We start from the raw sequence: 19,067 nt of genomic DNA on the forward strand, positions 1-19,067 counted from the left end.
CGCGGTGATCGTGGATCAGGGTGCGATCTCTCTGGACGCTGCCGCCACAGTAGCACCAGCGAGCGGTCAGGACGCCACCGTACGGACGCCGGCGTGGTCCACCGCGAGCGGGTAGGTCGCCCAGCCCGCCGGACAGTGCTCGACCAGCGACCCGGGCCCGTCGACGGTGAGGACGAGCACCGTCGGCCCGGCTCCGGAGACAACCGCGGCGTGCCCCGCCGCGCGCAGTGAGCGGACCAGTGCGAGCGACTCGGGCATCGCCGGCTCGCGGTAGTCCTGGTGGAGGAAGTCCTCGGTCGCGCGCAGCAAACGCTGCGGCGCGTGGGCGAGCGCGGCGACCAGCAGCGCGGCCCGCCCGGTGTTCGCGGCAGCCGCGGCGTGCGGGACGTCCGCGGGCAGCAGCCCCCTCGCTGTCTCGGTGCTGAGCCCTCCCGGCGGGACGAAGACGACCGCCGAGACCTCCGGCGCGATCGGCGACTGGTCGGCCCAGACGTCCTCGCCGTCCTGCCCGGAGATCACGAAGCCGCCGAACAGGGCGGGCGCGACGTTGTCGGGGTGCCCCTCGAGGCGGTTGGCCAGCGTCAGGAGCACGGTGTCGGGCAGCAACGTCGGGCCGTCCTCGAGCAGCGCCCGGGCCAGGGCGAGGCCGCCGACGATCGCTGCCGATGACGAGCCGAGTCCGCGCGCCTGCGGGATGACGTTCTCGCAGCGCAGCCGCAACCCACGCGGCTCGACGCCCGCAGCCGCGAAGGCGGCGGACATCGCGCGCACCACGAGGTGCGTCTCGTCACGCGGGAGTAAGTCGGCGCCCTCCCCCTCGATGTCCACGACCAGCCCGGACTCGCCGGACGCCGCGGCCTCGGCGGTGAGCGTGTCGTGCAGGTCGAGCGCGAGACCGAAGCAGTCGAAGCCAGGGCCGAGGTTCGCGCTGGTGGCCGGGACCTGCACGGTGACCGGACCGCTCACCACGCCGGCGACTGGGTCGGCGGTCATGCGAGTCCGGCGGCCCGCGCGGCTGACTCGACGTCGGCGTCGACGACGTTGTCGACCAGGTCGGTGAACCCGGACAGCGCCGTGTCGATGTCCTTCAGGCCGTGGCCGGTGACGGTCACCACGACGGTCTGGCCGCGCAGGTCGGCGCCCTCGGCGTGCTCGATGAGCAGCCCGGCGACACCGGCTGCGGACGCCGGCTCGACGAACACGCCCTCACGGGACGCCAGGTCGCGCTGGGCGGCGAGGATCTGCTCGTCGCTGGCCTTGCGGAACCGGCCCCCCGACTCCTGCGCCGCGGCGACCGCGAGGTCCCACGACGCGGGGTTGCCGATCCGGATGGCCGACGCGACCGTCTCCGGGTCGGGCACGGGGTGTCCGAGCACCAGCGGTGCCGCGCCCTCGGCCTGCCAGCCCCGCATCACCGGGGTGTGGGTGGCGTCGCCGGAGTCGACGTACTCCTTGTAGCCCTTCCAGTACGCCGAGATGTTGCCCGCGTTGCCGGTCGGCAGCACGTGCACGTCGGGCGCCCGGCCCAGGAAGTCGACGATCTCGAAGGACGCCGTCTTCTGGCCCTCCAGGCGCATCGGGTTCACCGAGTTCACCAGCGCGACCGGGTAGTCGTCGGCCAGCGAGCGGGACAGGCGGAGGCAGTCGTCGAAGTTGCCGCGGACCATGATCACCTGGGCGCCGTGCACGATCGCCTGGGCGAGCTTGCCTGCCGCGATCTTGCCCTGCGGCACCAGCACGAGCGGCTTGATCCCGGCCCGTGCTGCGTAGGCCGCCATCGAGGCCGAGGTGTTGCCCGTCGAGGCGCAGACCACCGCCTTCGCGCCCTGGCCCACCGCGACCGAGAGGGCCACGGTCATGCCGCGGTCCTTGAACGAGCCGGTCGGGTTGTCGCCCTCGACCTTCAGCCAGACCTCCGCGCCCAGCAGTCCGGACAGCCAGCCCGACTGCACCATCGGCGTGCCGCCCTCGCGCAGGGAGATCGTCGGCGTGCCCTCCGGGAGGTCGAGACGGTCGCGGTACTCCTCGATCACGCCGAGCCACTGGTGACGGCTCATGCCTCCAGCGCTCCCTCGACGCGCATCACCGAGGAGACGTCGCGCACGAACGCCATCCGGCGGATCGTCTCGACGGTCGCGGCCAGGTCGGCGTCGCTCGCGCTGTGCGAGACCACCACCAGCTGGGCGTCGTCGCCGCGGCCCTCCTGGCGCACGGTCTGGATCGACACGTCGTGCTCGGCGAACGCCTGGGCGACGGCGGCGAGCACGCCGGCCTTGTCGTCGACGTCGAGCTGCACGTGGTAGCGGGTCTCGGTGCGGCCCATCGGCAGGATCGGCAGCGCTGCGTACGCCGACTCACCCGCGCCGCGCACGTCGGCCAGCCGGTTGCGGGCGACCGTCACCAGGTCGCCGAGCACCGCGCTCGCGGTCGGTGCACCGCCCGCGCCGGGACCGTAGAACATCAGCTGGCCCGCGGCCTCGCTCTCGACGAAGACCGCGTTGTAGGCCTCGCGCACGCTCGCCAGCGGGTGGCTCCTCGGGATCATCGCCGGGTGCACCCGCGCCGAGACAGCCGGGCCGTCGGGGCCGTCCTCGAGCGCGCAGATCGCCAGCAGCTTGACCACGCTGCCCATCTCGCGCGCCGACCGGACGTCGCTCGCGGTGACCTCGGCGATGCCCTCCCGGTAGACGTCCTCGGCGTTGACGCGAGTGTGGAACGCCAGGCTGGCCAGGATCGCGGCCTTCGCCGCCGCGTCGAAGCCCTCGACGTCGGCGGTCGGGTCGGCCTCGGCGTACCCGAGTGCCTGGGCCTCCTCGAGCGCCTCGGTGAAGCCCGCGCCGGAGGTGTCCATCCGGTCGAGGATGAAGTTCGTGGTGCCGTTGACGATGCCGAGCACGCGCGTGACCCGGTCACCAGCGAGCGACTCGCGCAGCGGACGCAGGATCGGGATCGCGCCGGCGACCGCCGCCTCGTAGTAGAGGTCGCGGCGAGCCGCCTCGGCGGCCGCGAACAGGGTGGCCCCGTCGTCGGCGAGCAGCGCCTTGTTGGCCGTGACCACCGACGCTCCGTGGGCCAGTGCCGACAGGATCAGGGTGCGCGCCGGCTCGATGCCGCCGATCACCTCGATCACGACGTCGACGTCGTCGCGGGCGACGAGCGCCTCCGCGTCGGTGGTGAACAGGTCCGCCGGCAGGTCGGCGGCGCGCGCGAGGCCCAGTCGGCGTACGGCGACACCGACCAGCTCGACGGGCGCGCCCACCCGGGCGGCGAGGTCGCCGGCCTGCTCCTGGATCAGGCGCGCAACCTGGCTGCCGACCACGCCGCAGCCGAGCATCGCCACGCGTACAGGTCGTTCGCTGCCAACGCCGTGCTCGTCACTGCTCACCGGGCTCAGTCTTCCACCAGGACGTCGGCGCCGACGTCAAGTCTCAGCAGGTCGTCCTCGCTCTCGCGGCGGACCACGACACGGCTGACCCCGTCGCGCACCGCCACCACCGGCGGCCGCAGCGCGTGGTTGTAGTTGCTGGCCATGGACCGGCAGTACGCGCCGGTGGCTGCCACGGCGAGCAGGTCACCGGGCACGAGGTCGCCGGGGAGGAACTCGTCCTTGACCACGATGTCGCCCGCCTCGCAGTGCTTCCCGACGACCCGGGTGAGCAGGACCGGCGCGTCGGAGCTGCGCCCGGCGAGCGTGCAGGAGTAGTCGGCGTCGTAGAGCGCCGTGCGGATGTTGTCGCTCATGCCGCCGTCGACGCTGACATAGGTGCGGACCGCGCCCCCGTCGAGCTCGACCGCCTTCACCGTGCCCACCTCGTAGACGGTGCACATCGCCGGTCCGACGATGGCCCGCCCGGGCTCGATGCTCAGCCGCGGCACGTCGAGGTCACGGGCCTTGCACTCCTCGGTCACGATCTTGGTGAGCTCGATCGCCAGCTGCGCGGGGTCGGACGGGTCGTCCTGGGTGGTGTAGGCGATCCCGAACCCGCCACCGAGGTCGAGCTCGGGAAGCACGACGCCGACCTCGTCGGAGATCTGAGCGTGCAGCGCGAGCACCCTGCGGGCGGCCACCTCGAAGCCCGACGAGTCGAAGATCTGCGAGCCGATGTGCGAGTGCAGGCCGAGCAGCTCGAGGCCGGGGGTCTCGTGGATCTGCTGCGCCGCGGCGAGGGCGTCGCCACTGCTGATCGAGAAGCCGAACTTCTGGTCCTCGTGGGCGGTCGCGATGTACTCGTGCGTGTGCGCCTCGACGCCGGCCGTCACGCGCAGCATGACCCGGGCGTTCGCGGTCGCGCCGGTCGAGGTCCCTCGGGACACGATCTCCGCCAGCCGCTGGATCTCGTGGAAGGAGTCCACGATGATCCGCCCGATGCCCAGCTCGACCGCCCTGGTGAGCTCGGCGACGGACTTGTTGTTGCCGTGGAAGCCGATCCGTTCCGGAGGTACCCCGGCGCGCTCGGCGACGGTGAGCTCGCCGCCGGTGCACACGTCGAGGAAGAGGCCCTCCTCGACGATCCAGCGCGCGACCGTCGTACAGAGGAACGCCTTGCCGGCGTAGTAGACGTCGTAGGCGGAGAACGCGTCGCGGAAGGCGCGTGCGCGGCTGCGGAAGTCGGCCTCGTCGAGCACGTACGCCGGCGAGCCGTGCTCGGCGACCAGCTCGGTGAGCGGCACCCCGCCCACCTCCAGCACCCCGTCGACCTTGCGGGCCGTCGTGGACCAGAGGTGCTCGACCAGGGCGTTCGGGTCCTCGGGCTGCCGGAGCCAGGCAGGGCCGCGGGCCGACTCCACCGCGTGCGCCCAGCCGGCCTCGTGGGCCCTCACCGGGCGCTCACATGCGCTCCGGCGCGCTGACCCCGAGCAGGTCAAGCCCGTTGGCGAGCACGACCCGCGAGGCCACCACCAGCATCAGGCGCGCCTCGTTGGCCGGCGTGACCGGCTCGTCGCCCTGCGGCAGCATCCGGCACTCCTTGGTGTCGTACCAGCGGTTGAAGATCGCCGTCGTGTCCTCGAGGTAGCGCGCGATCCGGTGCGGCTCGCGCAGCTCCGCCGCGCCCGCGACCACCCGGGGGAACTCGGCCAGCGCCCGCAGCAGCGCACGGTCGCGCTCGTGGCTGAGCAGCGACGGGTCGAAGTCGTCGGGGAGGCTCATCCCGATGTCGGCGGCGTTCTCCATCATCCGGCAGGTGCGCGCATGGCCGTACTGCACGTAGTAGACGGGGTTGTCGTTGGACGCCTTCGTGATCTCGGCGACGTCGAGCACCAGCGGCGAGTCCGCCGGGTAGCGCGCCAGGGAGTAGCGCAGCGCGTCGACGCCGATCTCCTCGACCAGCTCGTCGAGGGTCACCAGCGTGCCGGCCCGCTTGGACAGCTTCAGCTCGACACCGTCGCGGACGATCTTCACGAGCTGGCCGATCATCACGTCCAGCGTCTCGTCGGGGTCGTCGCCGACGCAGGCCGCCATCGCGCGCAGCCGGTTGACGTAGCCGTGGTGGTCGGCGCCGAGGAGGTAGATGCAGTGGTCGAAGCCGCGAGACCTCTTGTTGAGGTAGTAGGCGGTGTCGGACGCGAAGTACGTCAGCTCGCCGTCGGACTTGATCAGCACCCGGTCCTTGTCGTCGCCGAACTCGGTGGTCCGCATCCACAGGGCGCCGTCGTTCTCGTAGACGTGGCCGAGGTCCTTGAGCCGCTGGAGCGTCTCCGGCACCGAGCCGGACGCGTGCAGGGACTGCTCGGAGAACCAAACGTCGAAGTGGGTGTTGAACCGGGCGAGCGCCTCCTGCTGCTCGCGCAGCTGGAGCTCGTAGCCCTTCGCCCGGACGGCCGTGCGCCGCTCGTCGGGGGGCAGGTCGAAGATCCCGGCACTCTCGGCCTCGACCGCCTTCGCGAGGTCGGCGATGTACTCGCCGGCGTACCCGTCCTCCGGTGTCGGCTCCCCGAGCGCCGCCGCCACGATCGAGTCCGCGAAGTGGTCCATCTGGACCCCGCGGTCGTTGATGTAGAACTCCCGGGTCACCGCGGCGCCGGCGGCGCCGAGCCCGCGGCCGATCGCGTCACCGAGGACGGCCCACCGGGTGTGCCCGAGGTGCAGGGGCCCGGTGGGGTTGGCCGAGATGAACTCCACGTTGACCGACTGCCCGGCGAGCACCTCGGTGTGCCCGTACGACGCCCCGGCGGCGACGATCTCGGCCGCCACCTGTCCCTGCGCGCCCGCCTCGACGGTGATGTTGAGGAATCCGGGACCCGCGACCTCGACCGCGCTCACCCCGTCAGCCTCACGGAGTCGCGCCGCGAGCACCTCGCCGAGCGCCCGCGGGTTGGTGCCGGCCTTCTTGGCCAGCTGCATCGCGACGTTGGTGGCGTAGTCGCCGTGGCCCTTCTGGCGGGGACGCTCCACGGTGACCTCGGCGGGCACACCCTCGGGCAGGTCGAGGGCGCCCTCCGCCACGAGGGCGGAGAGGGCGTCGACGACGGCGGCCGAGAGCTGCGCGGGATTCACCGGACAAGCCTATCGGCGGGCACCGGTTTCCAGCGCGGCAGTATCGACCGGTACTGTTCACCTGCGCGCCGCAAGGGTCGACCTCTCGGTGCATGCCTCCGTAGCTCAGGGGATAGAGCACTGGTTTCCGGTACCAGGTGTCGCAGGTTCGAATCCTGCCGGAGGCGCCCTCGTGTCCCACCGGGCGTGATCTTCCGTCCCCACCGATGAGTTCCGCCGCGTCGTGCGGTCTACCTCTGCAACCAACCTCCAGAGGAGCCCACCATGAACGTGTTCACCCGGCACCGCACAGGTGCCTCCAGGTCCACCGTGACCTCACGCATGCGCAACCACCGCGACCAGCGGCCCTTCCTGATCCCCGGGACCCGGCTGTCGGTCTGAACGGCTCTCCGTGGATCCTCAACTGAGGACGCGGCGCGCCTGTTGCTCGACCGCGTGCTCGAGGCCGACCGGCACCGGCGCGATCCGCTCCAGCGGCGGCGTCCGCAGCCGCGTCGCCGCGGCGACCACCTCCGGCCCGAGGACCCGCAGCCGTCGACGAGCAGGCTCCTCGACGAGGCGGAACAGCGCCCACGCGAGCAGGAGGCTCAGCGCGGCGACCACGAGCTCGCCGTACACCTGCACCCGCGGGTCGAGCGGGAGAGCGCCGTGGTCGAGGGCGTCGCGGAAGAGCTTGAGCAGCGGCACGTGCACGAGGTACAGGGCGAACGAGACTCCACCGCCGAGGACCATCGGCGGGCTGCCGAGCCACCGGTGCAGCCGGCTGTCGCCGTGGGCCAGCGCGAGCACCAGCGCGGGGAAGAGCGCGAGCACCAGCGGACCGAGCCACGGCCGGTCGACCGCACCGGCGAGGTAGAGCCATCCGGCGCCTGCGACGACCGTCATGGGCGCCAGCCAGCCGGCGGCACGGGCCAGTCGCGGCAGTTCGTGCTGGGCCGCGGCCGCGAGCAGGACACCGCAGGTGAACTCGCCCGCGAGGCGCACGAGCCACATGTACGGCGCAGCCTGGGTGTGTGCGGTCCCGGTCCACACCAGTGCCGGGAGCAGCGCCATCGCACCGAGGACGATCAGGGAGCCGGGTCCGACCAGGCGCCGGAGCCGCCAGACCGCCAGCGCGAGCACCGGGAAGCACAGGTAGGCCAGCCACTCGGCCGAGATCGACCACGCGGGACCCGTCCAGCTCGTGTTGGGGACGTTGCCGGCGCCCCACTGCTGGACCATGAACGCCTGCGCGACGAAGTGCGACATCGTGAGCGGGACGTTCGGCGGCGTGCCCCACAGCTGGAACCGGAGGGCGAGCAGCAGGCCGCCACCGACGATCGCGAGCATGTAGAGCGGCCAGATCCGGGCCAGCCGGAGCCAGAGGAAGCCGGCCGCGCCCGCCAGCGAGGGGTGCGCGCCCAGCCGGTCGAGGTAGTTGTGGGCGAGCACGAACCCGGAGAGCAGGAAGAAGAGGTCGACACCCAGGTCTCCCTGGCTCACCACCGGGCCGACCATGGAGTCCACCAGCGGGTGCGCGGCGGCGAGGTCGTCGCCGTTGACCAGGTAGATGTGGAAGAGCACCACCCACACCGCAGCCACCAGACGGACGCCCGTCAGCGACGCGATGACCGTGGATCTCGCCACGAACCCCTCCTGGTCGCCTGCCCTTCGCCCGGCCCTGCGGGCACCCTCCCCATGGGGGTTCCCCGTCACGCGACAGGCATGCCGCCACGTGGGGAACACCACAGGGCACGCAGGCGGCAGACTCCTGCCCATGAGCACGACCGTGGTGGCGAGCGCCAACATCCTCTACAAGCTCCCGGAGCGTGAGGCCCGCACGGCGCTCACCCAGGTGCTCGCCCACGAGCCGGACCTCGTCGGGTTGCAGGAGTGGTACGTCAGCCGCCTCCGGCTGCTGCGGCAGTTCGGCGACGTGCGCGTGATCCCCGCGCTGGGCACCGGGCTGCTCGGTCGACCGCACAACCCGGCGTACCACTGGGTCTCGGCGGTGGCCGGCGGCAACGTCGTCGGGGCGCGCGCCGACCGGTTCGAGCCGGTCTCGTCCCGCGTCGTCTTCGTCAGCGGCTTCGGCCGCTCCGACCGGCCCGACCGGGCTCTGGGGCTCGAGCCGCCGCGGGTGGTCACGGTCGGCGTCTTCCGGGACCGACAGGTGGACCGGACCGTCGCGATGCTGAGCTACCACCTCACGCCCGGCGTCGAGGTGGACGCGGCGTACCACCCCGGCCGCCCGCGGCTGCAGGCCCGGCACCGCAGCGACGTACGGCGCCTGGAGAAGCTCATCGCCGAGCACCAGCAGGCCGGCCACGTCGTGTACGCCGTCGGCGACTCGAACTTCGACAGGCTGCGCCTCACCGGACTCACCTCCGCGTGGGACGGCCGGGAGCACCGGCCCGGCACGATCGGCACCGGCACCCGCAAGCTCGACGACGTGCAGGGCCCCGGCCCCGCGTCGCGGGTCACGCTGCTCACCACCCCGTCGGACCACAAGGCCGTAGTAGCGGTCCGCCCGGACTGACCAGCGCGGTGTCTGACCCGTGGACGCCGGGCAGCGACCGGACCCCAGGTGGTCGAGGCCGGACGAGTTTGGGCGGGCGCCCAACCACAGGTGGTCGAGCAGCGAGCCTGCGAGCGATCAGTCGAAACCCGGTGACGCCGCGTCGCGAGCCCAACCCCAGGTGGTCGATCAGCGAGCCTGCGAGCGATCAGTCGAAACCTGGTGACGCCGCGTCGCGAGCCCGACCCCAGGTGGTCGAGCAGCGAGCCTGCGAGCGACCAGTCGAGACCTGGTGACGCCGCGTCGCGAGCCCGACCCCAGGTGGTCGAGCAGCGAGCCTGCGAGCGACCAGTCGAGACCCGGTGACGCCGCGTCGCGAGCCCGACCCCAGGTGGTCGAGCAGCGAGCCTGCGAGCGATCAGTCGAGACCCGGTGACGCGGGGCACCGACCCAACTACCGGTGGTCGAGCAGCGAGCCTGCGAGCGATCAGTCGAGACTTGGTGAGGTCGGGCAGGGTCGCAACCCGGCTGGTTCGGTGGTCGAGGAGGTCGGCCGGAAAATCTCACAAGAAAGTTCGCGGATTCCCTTACCCCCACGGGCTTTCGGGCCAAGGACTGTCGGTGGTCAGCCCTAGATTCAAACCATGGACTCGGGCACCACCACCCTGGACGCAGCGGCCGTGCTGGCCTCGGCTCGTCGGGCCCGAGCGACCGCGAACGCCGCGGAAGCACAGCTGCTCACCGACGCCGTCACCTGGGCGCACCTGCACACGGTGACCGACCCCGACGATGCCGCGACCTGGTGGGTGCCCGAGGGCCGCGACACCGCGATCCCGATCGCCGGCGAAGGCTGCCCACTGGTCAGCGAGTTCGCGATCGGGCAGTTCGCCACCGCCCTGGGGTTGACCGACGGGTCCGGCCGCAACCTGATCGCCCAGGCCCTCGAGCTGGCCCACCGCCTCCCGAAGCTCTGGGCCCGGGTCCAAGACGGATCCCTGGCACCGTGGCGAGCCAGGCGGGTCGCCGAGGAGACCCTGTGCCTGTCCTTGGAGGCCGCAGGGTTCCTCGATGCCCAGGTGGCGCCGTACGCGCACCGCACCGGGCTGGCCCAGACCCAACGGCTGGTCGCGACCGCGATCGCGCAGTTCATGCCCGAGTACGCCCGCGAGCTGCGCGACCGGGCAGCCGACCAGCGCTACTTCACCATCGACCACCAGCAGGTCTCCTTCGCCGGCACCTCCCGGGTCCACGGCGAGCTCGACCTGGCCGACGCCCTGGGCCTCGAGGACGCCATCACCACCGGCGCCCAACAGCTCGCCGACCTCGGCTGCACCGACCCGTTGGACGCCCGCCGGGCCGCAGCCCTGGGGATCCTCGCCCGCGGACAACAACCACTCCCCCTCCACCCCGGATACAGTCCCGACCGACTCCACCGCGGCTGGGTCACCCGGTGAGCCCGAGCGCACCGAGACCGGGCGGGTCACCCGCCGACACCGGGCCCGCGACATCGTCTTGTACGTCCACCTCTCGGCCGAGACGCTGCGCACCAGCGACCCCGATGCCCCGGTGTGGGTCGAGAACGCCGGCGGACAGCTCCTCACCGCCGCCCAGGTCGCCCAGTGGTGCGGTCGCCCCGAGACCGGTCGGGTGATCATCAAACCCGTCATCGACCTCAACCAGCACCAGCACACCGACACCTACCCGGTCCCGGCCCGGATCGCCGAACAGGTCGAGCTCAGGGACCGCACCTGTGTCTTCCCCTGGTGCCACCGACCCGCCAAGGGCTGCGACAAGGACCACGTCATCGCCTACGACCCCGACGGTCCACCCGGCCAGACCTCCACCTCGAACCTCGCCTGCCTGTGTCGGCGCCACCACCGGATGAAGACCCACGGCGGCTGGACCTACACGATCCTCGAACCCGGCACATACCTGTGGCGCAGCCCCCTGGGCCACACCTACCTCCGCGACCCAGCCGGCACCACCGACCTCACCCCACCACCAGTCGACCCACCACCACGACGAACCAGCTGACCCACACCCCGCCGAGCACCGGCGGGGCCACCAGCACGCCCAGGGTCACCAAGGTCTCGACTGGACGCTCGTTCCTCCCTGCTCGACCACCCTTCAGGTCAGGTCCCTGCCTACGTCACCAGGTCTCGACTGGACGCTCGCAAGCTCGCTGCTCGACCACCCGGTGGTTGAGCCTGTCGAAACCCCGACCACCGTTCGGGCGGGTCGGTCCCTGGCCTACGTCACCAGGGTCTCGACTGGACGCTCGTTCCTCGCTGCTCGACCACCCATCGGTCAGGTCCCTGCCTACGTCACCAGGTCTCGACTGGACGCTCGCAAGCTCGCTGCTCGACCACCCGGTGGTTGAGCTGTCGAAACCCCGACCACCCTTCGGGCGGGTCGCTGCCCCACGTCACCAGGGTCTCGACTGGACGCTGGTTCCTCGCTGCTCGACCACCCTTCGGGTCGGTCCCTGCCTACGTCACCAGGGTCTCGACTGGACGCTCGTTCCTCGCTGCTCGACCACCCGGTGGTTGAGCCTGTCGAAACCCCCACCCTGGTCTCGACTGGACGCTCGTTCCTCGCTGCTCGGCCACCTTCGGCTGGGTCCCCGCCGAAGGCCGGCTCCGGGCTCATGTCGAGAACGACTCATCCCGTTCGTCGTACTGGCAGAGACCCACCGAGAGGACCTGTCATGAACGAGCAGAGGAAGCCCGCCGGACCCGCGTCCTACTTCACCTCGATCGAGAAGAAGTACGGCGAGCCGGTCGAGCACTGGTTCGAGCTGATCCGCGCACATGCACCCGCCGGCCACATGGAGTTGGTGACCTGGCTCAAGGGCGACTACGGGCTGGGCCACGGGCATGCCAACGCACTCGTGGCCCACGTGCGTGCGACGACCGCAACAGCTGCCTGAGCGCGACTCAGTCGGCCGGCGGGATGTTCTGGTTGTGCCGGAACACGTTCTCCGGGTCCCAGACCTTCTTGATCTTGCGCAGCCGGCCGTACTTCTCCGGCCCGTACGCCGACTCGACCCGTGCCTGACCTTCGTTGCCGATGAAGTTGAGGTACACGTGACCGGTCGTCCACGGCTTCAGCGCCGAGGTGATCTGCCGGGTCTTGTCGATGTTGACCTGGTCCTGCGCCGGGTCCGGCGGCCACATCGACAGGTAGTGCATGTTGAAGGGTGCCGACCGGTTGCCGAACGCCATCGCCTCGTCGGACACGTCCGCGATCGCCCCGCCGCCGGCGATCACGATCATCTGGGTGAGCGGTGAGACCGGTGGCTGGACGTTGTCGACGAAGGCGTCGATGGCCTCGTCCGGGAACTCGGCGAGGAAGTCGCCGCTCCAGTAGTTGTGCATCCCCTTCGGGTTCGGCGGGTCGAGCAGCTGCTGCACGGCGACGTACGGCATCGGCTGCACCAGGTCGACGGCCGGCGGGCCGAACGACGTGAGCGGCTCCAGCACCCGGCGGCCCTCGTCGACGTCACCGGCGTACAGCAGGATCACGCCGACGGCGGGCATCCCGCGAGCCGCCTCCGGCACGAACTCCTCGGGCGGCGCGGTGATCAGGGCGACGCCGCTCCCCACCTCCCGCGGCGCGTCGAGCATGAAGTCGCGCCAGTTGCGGAGCACCTCCTTGGCCATGAAGCCGGGGTACAGCAGCATGCCGCCGAGGACGACCGGGCCGACAGGATGGAGCGCGAACGTGAACTCCGTAACCACGCCGAAGTTGCCCCCGCCGCCACGCAACGCCCAGAAGAGGTCCGGGTGCGAGTCCTCTGACGCGGTGACGACCTCGGACCCCGCGGTCACCACCTCGGCGGACAGCAGGCTGTCGCAGGCGAACCCGAGCGTGCGCTCGAGCCAGCCGCTCCCGCTGCCCAGCGAAAGGCCTCCGACCCCGGTGGTCGAGACCCGGCCGCCCGTCACGGCGAGACCGTGCTCCTGGGTGGCCGCGTCGACCGCGCCCCAGGTGGCACCACCACCGACCCGAGCCGTGCGTGCCTCCGCATCGACGACCACGTGGTCGATGCCACGCAGGTCGACGCAGACGCCGGCGTCGACCACCGCAGAACCGGTCACGCCGTGGCCGCCCCCGTAGATCGAGATCGGCCGACCGGCAGCCCGCGCCTGGCGGATCGCGACGGCCACGTCCTCGGCGTCGACGCAGCGCATGATCAGCTCGGGCTTGCGGTCGATCAACCCGTTGAAGACGGTGCGGGCGGCGTCGTAGGCGGCGTCACCAGGATTGATCACGGTGCCCTTGAATCCCGCGAGCTCGAACACTGTTTCCATGGTGACCCCCGTGGTCGGTCGGATCCTTGTGACTGTCCGCCCCTGCGGACCCGGCACGCAATAGCGCATGCGGGTCAGTCCGGCTTGTCCCGATCCGGCGCGCCGGGGGCCTTCCGCGACGTGAGTCGTGCCCGATCGAGGGGTCCTTCGTTGGACACGGCGTGTCCCGGACCCGCAGCCTCGCCCTCCCGCTCGCCGTCCTCCTGACCGGCCTCCTCGCCGCCCTCGCGATCGCACCCGCACAGGCCTCCGACCCGCCCCAGCCGGACAGCCCGGCGTACGTCGCTCGCGACCTGCGCAACATCGCCGACGCCTACGGCCGGATCACCGGTCCGGGAGGGCAGCTCGCGAACCCGAGCTACCTGCCGGCTCTGATCCAGCAGTCCACCCTGCTCACAGCCGCCCAGCTGCTCGTCCAGGCGGCGAACCCGACGAGGCTTGCGCTGACGCCGGCCAACCTGGTGCCGGGCTGGAACGTCGGCAACCCGCTCCGCGCCGGCTGGAGCGGCACCCGAGGGCAGTCACGGCAGGTCTCGTTCGTCAGCCGGTACGGCGCGCTGCTGCGCGGCACGGTCTACGCGCCCCTTCCCGGCGCCACCGATCCCTACAGCGGTGCGCCGCTGACCGGCCCGTACCCCGGCGTCGTGATCACGCCGGGCTCGGTCCAGGGCTCGGAGGGCATGTACGTCTGGCTCGCGGAGGACCTCGCCGAGCGCGGCTACGTGGTGCTGACCTACGACGTGCAGGGCGAGGGCACCAGCGAGACCCTTCCGCACACGACCGGCGCAGTCCCCATCCCGGAAGCACTGCCGTTCTGCAACCCGTTCGCCGCCCCGGTCGACGGCAACCTGACCGGCTGTCCCGGTGTGCCGTTCCAGCAGCTCGCCAACTTCACCACCGGCACCGAGGACGCCCTGGACTGGTTCCTCTCGGGCGCCAACCCGTACGACGCCCTGCTGGACCACTCCCCCGACCTGTCGACCGTCACGCCCGGCCGGACCACCCGCATCGCCGTGATCGGCCACTCCATGGGTGCCTTCGCGGTCTCGAAGCTCCAGGCCACGGACCCGCGCATCGAGACGGTCGTCGCGCTCGACAAGCTCGCCGGGCCGAGCGATCCGGCCCTGCCGGGCGCAGGCAGCAACGCCGACAACCGCCCGGTCGTCCCGGCGCTCGCCGTCCAGTCCGAGTACGGCTTCACCGTGGCGCCGTACTTCCTCAGCGGCGAGAGCTCCCTGGTGCCGAGCGCCGGCAACCCGGACCCGATGCGCGAGCGTCGTACCGGCTTCGACGACTGGCGCGCCGCCGGGGTCGACAGCATGCTCGTCGTGCCACGCGCCTCCACCCATCTCGAGTACGCCGACATCCCCTACGTCCTGCCGGCGAGCAGGTGGGGGCAGGCACTCGCCAGCGGCTACGTGCAGGAGTGGCTCGACCGCTACCTGAAGCACCGCGGCAACGACGCCGAGCTGCTGTCGTCCTCCGCCCGGTACCTCGAGCCGCGCGGGGGCGGCGTGTGGGCACCGGTGGTCCTCGACCGGCCGTCGCTGCTGAGCTTCTACTACTGCTCGGCCTACGCGTTCGGATCGGGGGCCGACCGGCACGCCAACGGCGACGTCGCCGGCGTGGGTGGCTGCGCACCATGACCGCGGTCACCCAGCGTGCGCAACATCTCACTGCGCGGGCTGCGTGGCGACACGCCGCGGACTAGCCTTGTCAGCGACCTACCCGGCCAATCCATCGGAAGAGGCGAATCGCGGCCGTGCCAGAGCCCACTGAAGGCAACCCCCTCGCGGCGTTCGGAGCCAATGAATGGCTCGTCGACGAGATGTACGAGCAGTACCAGAAGGATCCCGACAGCGTGGACCCGGCCTGGTGGGACTTCTTCAAGAGCTACACCAACGGCGCACCGCCCGCGAACGCCGCCGCGAAGTCGCCCGCGCAGACAGTGACGGCCCAGAGCGCCACCCCCGACGCACCGCCGGTGAACAACGGCCAGAAGCCGGCCCAGATGACGACCCAGACGCCGAGCCAGACGCCGACCGCGCAGCCGGCAGCCAAGGCCGCACCGACCCCGGTCGCGAAGCCGTCCGTCGCACCGACCCCGTCGGCGGCCACCGACCCGGCCCGCTCTTCGGCACCCGCCCCCGCCGCATCGAAGCCGGTGCCCAAGGAGCCGTCGCAGCCGAAGGCCGCAGAGGCCTCCGACGAGCCGACCTACACCGTGCTGCGTGGGGCGCCCGCCCGCACCGTGCAGAACATGGACATCAGCCTGACGGTCCCGACCGCCACCAGCGTGCGGCAGGTCCCGGTCAAGCTGCTCTGGGACAACCGGATCGTCATCAACAACCACCTCGCCCGCGCCCGCGGCGGCAAGGTGTCGTTCACCCACATCATCGGGTTCGCGCTGGTCAAGGCGCTCAAGTCGATGCCGGAGATGAACGTCGGGTTCGACGTCGTCGACGGCAAGCCGACGCTGATCCAGCCCGCGCACATCAACCTCGGGCTCGCGATCGACCTGGCCAAGCCCGACGGGACCCGCCAGCTGCTCGTGCCGAGCATCAAGGCGGCCGAGGCGATGAGCTTCGCGCACTTCTGGACGGCGTACGAGGAGATCGTCAAGAAGGCGCGCAACAACAAGCTCGAGGTCTCCGACTTCCAGGGCACCACGATCAGCCTGACCAACCCGGGCACCATCGGCACCAACCACTCGGTGCCGCGCCTGATGAAGGGCCAGGGCGCGATCATCGGCGTCGGCTCGATGGACTACCCGCCGGAGTTCCAGGGCGCCTCGGACGAGACCCTCACCCGCAACGCGGTCAGCAAGGTGATGACGCTGACCTCGACCTACGACCACCGGGTGATCCAGGGCGCGCAGAGTGGCGACTTCCTCAAGCGGGTCCATGGCCTGCTCCTCGGCGAGGAGGGCTTCTACGACGAGATCTTCCGGTCGCTGCGGATCCCCTACGAGCCGATCCGGTGGAGCAAGGACATCTCCGCCAACCACGACGACGAGGTCAGCAAGCAGGCCCGCGTCCTGGAGTTGATCCACGCCTACCGCGTGCGCGGCCACATGATGGCCGACACCGACCCCCTGGAGTACAAGCAGCGCAGCCACCCCGACCTGGAGGTCGAGTCGCACGGCCTCACGCTCTGGGACCTCGACCGGGAGTTCGCCACCGGCTCGTTCGGCGGTGAGCGCCGGTTCATGCGGATGCGCGACATCCTCGGCATCCTGCGCGACTCCTACTGCCGGACCGTCGGCATCGAGTACATGCACATCCAGGACCCCGAGCAGCGCCGCTGGATCCAGCAGCGCGTCGAGCAGCCCCACCAGAAGCCGCCCCGTGAGGAGCAGCTCCGGATCCTGCTGAAGCTCAACCAGGCCGAGGCGTTCGAGACGTTCCTGCAGACCAAGTTCGTCGGCCAGAAGCGGTTCAGCCTCGAGGGCGGCGAGACCACGATCCCGGTGGTCGACGAGATCTGCGAGGCGGCGGCCGAGGCGGACCTCGACGAGGTGTGCATCGGTATGGCGCACCGCGGCCGCCTCAACATGCTCGCCAACATCGTGGGCAAGTCCTACAACCAGATCTTCCGCGAGTTCGAGGGCAACATCGACCCGCGCACCGTCCAGGGCTCCGGGGACGTCAAGTACCACCTCGGCGCCGAGGGCCAGTTCCTCGCCGGCACCGGCGACAAGATCAAGGTGTCCATCGCGGCGAACCCGTCCCACCTCGAGACCGTCGACCCCGTGCTGGAGGGCATCGCGCGCGCCAAGCAGGACGTGCTCAACAAGGGCGCGGCCTATCCGGTGCTGCCGCTGCTGGTCCACGGCGACGCTGCCTTCGCAGGCCAGGGCGTGGTCGCGGAGACGTTGAACCTCTCCCAGCTGCGCGGATACCGCACCGGCGGCACGATCCACGTCGTGGTGAACAACCAGGTCGGCTTCACCACCTCGCCCGCGTCGTCGCGGTCGTCGTTGTACGCGACCGACGTCGCCCGGATGGTGCAGGCGCCGATCTTCCACGTCAACGGCGACGACCCCGAGGCGTGCATCCGAGTGGCCCGGCTCGCGTTCGAGTACCGCCAGGCGTTCAACAAGGACGTCGTGATCGATCTCGTCTGCTACCGCCGGCGTGGACACAACGAGGGCGACGACCCGTCGTACACGCAGCCGCTGATGTACGACCTGATCGAGCAGAAGCGGTCGGTGCGCAAGCTCTACACCGAGTCACTGATCGGTCGTGGCGACATCACCGTCGAGGAGGCCGAGCAGGTCCTCAAGGACTACCAGCTGCAGCTGGAGCGTGTCTTCACCGAGGTCCGCGAGGCCGACACCCGGCCCGACGAGTGGACCACCGTGCCGACGTACCCGGAGAAGAAGCTGGGCTCGACGAGCACGACTGCGATCTCGGCCGAGGCGATGAAGCGCATCTCCGACGCCTACGTCACGCCGCCCGAGGGCTTCACCGTGCACCCGAAGGTGCTCCCGCAGCTGCAGCGCCGGGCTGCGGCGATCAACGAGGGCCCGATCGACTGGGGCACCGGCGAGATCCTCGCGATGGGCTCGCTGCTGATGGAGGGACGGCCGGTGCGGCTGGCCGGCCAGGACTCCCGTCGCGGCACGTTCGTGCAGAGGTTCGCGACGATCATCGACCGCAAGAACGCCAACGAGTGGACGCCGCTGGCCAACCTCACCGAGGACCAGGCGCCGTTCCACATCTACGACTCGCTGCTCAGCGAGTACGCCGCACTCGGCTTCGAGTACGGCTACTCGGTCGCCCGACCCGACGCGCTGGTGTGCTGGGAGGCCCAGTTCGGCGACTTCGTCAACGGCGCCCAGATCATCACCGACGAGTACATCACCGCCAGCCAGACCAAGTGGGGCCAGCAGTCCGGCGTCGTCCTGCTGCTCCCCCACGGGTACGAGGGCCAGGGGCCGGACCACTCGTCCGCACGGATCGAGCGGTTCCTGACGATGGCGGCGGACGACGCCTTCGTGGTGGCGCAGCCTTCCTCGCCGGCCAGCCACTTCCACCTGCTCCGGCGGCACGCGCTCGGCGAGGAGCACAAGCCGCTGATCATCTTCACGCCGAAGTCGATGCTCAAGCGCAAGGAGGCCGCCTCGCAGCCGGAGGCCTTCACCCAGGGCTCGTTCGCGCCGGTGATCGGCGACTCGGTGGTCGACCCCGACAAGGTCACCACCGTCCTGCTGTGCAGCGGCCGGATCACCTGGGACCTGATGGTCGAGCGTGGCAAGCGCCAGGGGGACGAGCCGACCACCGCCATCGTGCGGATCGAGCAGCTCTACCCGCGACCCGTCGAAGAGCTCAAGGGCGAGCTGGGACGGTTCCCGAACCTGCGTTCGGTCCGCTGGATCCAGGACGAGCCGCAGAACATGGGCCCCGCGCCGCACTTCCGGCTGAACCTCTTCCCCGAGCTCGAGCAGGAGGTCGCCCTGATCTCCCGGCCCGAGTCGTCCTCGCCGGCGGTCGGCCAGCACTCGCGGCACGTCGAGGAGCAGAAGGCGCTGCTCGACCAGGCGTTCGCCTGAGCCATGTACTTCACCGATCGCGGCATCGAGGAGCTCCAGAAGCGTCGCGGTGACGACGAGGTCACCCTGGCGTGGGTGGCCGACCAGCTGCAGGCTTTCGTCGACATCCATCCCGAGTTCGAGGTCGCCGTCGAGCGGCTGGCCACCTGGCTGGCGCGCGGAGACGACCCGGACGACGACTGAGCACCGCTGACGGCCCGATCAGCC

Annotated in this window: 14 protein-coding genes and 1 tRNA gene; 8 read left to right on the top strand and 7 right to left on the bottom strand. The window is 71.0% G+C overall.

Annotated features, from left to right (window positions below):
- Positions 1-66 precede the first annotated feature (66 nt).
- The 5 genes from thrB to argS are packed head-to-tail and all read right to left on the bottom strand — an operon-like array spanning position 67 to position 6,496.
- Positions 67-993 carry a homoserine kinase gene (gene thrB, locus ACVW00_RS14630; protein ID WP_457111630.1) on the bottom strand — a complete coding sequence of 309 codons (927 nt, stop codon included), beginning with the start codon at positions 991-993 and terminating at the stop codon, positions 67-69.
- On the bottom strand, positions 990-2,057 hold the full coding sequence (thrC, locus tag ACVW00_RS14635) for a threonine synthase (protein WP_457111631.1): 1,068 nt from the start codon (positions 2,055-2,057) through the stop codon (positions 990-992). The genes thrB and thrC overlap by 4 nt, the downstream gene beginning before the upstream one ends.
- Complete coding sequence (locus ACVW00_RS14640) at positions 2,054-3,385, bottom strand: homoserine dehydrogenase (RefSeq protein ID WP_457111632.1); 1,332 nt, start codon at positions 3,383-3,385, stop codon at positions 2,054-2,056. Before ACVW00_RS14640 ends, thrC begins: the two co-directional genes overlap by 4 nt.
- A 5-nt stretch (positions 3,386-3,390) precedes the next feature.
- Entirely contained in the window at positions 3,391-4,821 is a 1,431-nt protein-coding gene (gene lysA / locus ACVW00_RS14645) for a diaminopimelate decarboxylase (RefSeq protein WP_457111633.1), read from the bottom strand.
- 7 nt (positions 4,822-4,828) lie between these two features.
- Entirely contained in the window at positions 4,829-6,496 is a 1,668-nt protein-coding gene (gene argS / locus ACVW00_RS14650) for an arginine--tRNA ligase (protein WP_457111634.1), read from the bottom strand.
- A gap of 94 nt (positions 6,497-6,590) precedes the next feature.
- Between argS and ACVW00_RS14655 the strand changes: the two genes are divergently transcribed.
- A tRNA-Arg gene (locus ACVW00_RS14655) sits at positions 6,591-6,663 on the top strand.
- Positions 6,664-6,895: 232 nt separating this feature from the next.
- Here ACVW00_RS14655 and ACVW00_RS14660 read toward each other — a convergent pair.
- Entirely contained in the window at positions 6,896-8,122 is a 1,227-nt protein-coding gene (locus ACVW00_RS14660) for an acyltransferase family protein (RefSeq protein ID WP_457111635.1), read from the bottom strand.
- Between the two features lie 130 nt (positions 8,123-8,252).
- Here ACVW00_RS14660 and ACVW00_RS14665 point away from each other — a divergent pair, with 130 nt between their 5' ends.
- The 4 genes from ACVW00_RS14665 (at position 8,253) to ACVW00_RS14680 (ending at position 11,922) form a co-directional block, all read left to right on the top strand.
- Positions 8,253-9,014: a hypothetical protein gene (locus ACVW00_RS14665; RefSeq protein ID WP_457111636.1), complete on the top strand. Its 762-nt coding sequence runs from the start codon at positions 8,253-8,255 to the stop codon at positions 9,012-9,014.
- Positions 9,015-9,637: 623 nt separating this feature from the next.
- On the top strand, positions 9,638-10,447 hold the full coding sequence (locus tag ACVW00_RS14670) for a DUF222 domain-containing protein (RefSeq protein WP_457111637.1): 810 nt from the start codon (positions 9,638-9,640) through the stop codon (positions 10,445-10,447).
- 58 nt (positions 10,448-10,505) lie between these two features.
- On the top strand, positions 10,506-11,027 hold the full coding sequence (locus ACVW00_RS14675; RefSeq protein ID WP_457111638.1) for an HNH endonuclease signature motif containing protein: 522 nt from the start codon (positions 10,506-10,508) through the stop codon (positions 11,025-11,027).
- A gap of 673 nt (positions 11,028-11,700) precedes the next feature.
- A complete protein-coding gene (locus ACVW00_RS14680) occupies positions 11,701-11,922 on the top strand; it encodes a DUF4287 domain-containing protein (protein ID WP_457111639.1) in 222 nt (73 codons plus the stop codon).
- A 7-nt stretch (positions 11,923-11,929) separates the two neighbouring features.
- On the opposite strand, the gene ACVW00_RS14685 is transcribed toward ACVW00_RS14680, so the two are convergent.
- Positions 11,930-13,306, bottom strand: coding sequence for an FAD-binding oxidoreductase (locus tag ACVW00_RS14685; RefSeq protein WP_457111640.1), 1,377 nt, complete (start codon positions 13,304-13,306; stop codon positions 11,930-11,932).
- 161 nt (positions 13,307-13,467) lie between these two features.
- Here ACVW00_RS14685 and ACVW00_RS14690 point away from each other — a divergent pair, with 161 nt between their 5' ends.
- The 3 genes from ACVW00_RS14690 (at position 13,468) to ACVW00_RS14700 (ending at position 19,043) form a co-directional block, all read left to right on the top strand.
- Positions 13,468-14,952 carry an alpha/beta hydrolase family protein gene (locus ACVW00_RS14690; RefSeq protein WP_457111641.1) on the top strand — a complete coding sequence of 495 codons (1,485 nt, stop codon included), beginning with the start codon at positions 13,468-13,470 and terminating at the stop codon, positions 14,950-14,952.
- Between the two features lie 116 nt (positions 14,953-15,068).
- Positions 15,069-18,860 carry a multifunctional oxoglutarate decarboxylase/oxoglutarate dehydrogenase thiamine pyrophosphate-binding subunit/dihydrolipoyllysine-residue succinyltransferase subunit gene (locus ACVW00_RS14695; protein ID WP_457111642.1) on the top strand — a complete coding sequence of 1,264 codons (3,792 nt, stop codon included), beginning with the start codon at positions 15,069-15,071 and terminating at the stop codon, positions 18,858-18,860.
- Positions 18,861-18,863: 3 nt separating this feature from the next.
- On the top strand, positions 18,864-19,043 hold the full coding sequence (locus ACVW00_RS14700) for a DUF6104 family protein (RefSeq protein WP_457111643.1): 180 nt from the start codon (positions 18,864-18,866) through the stop codon (positions 19,041-19,043).
- The last annotated feature ends 24 nt before the right edge of the window (positions 19,044-19,067 follow it).

The organism is Marmoricola sp. URHA0025 HA25 (assembly GCF_054059435.1).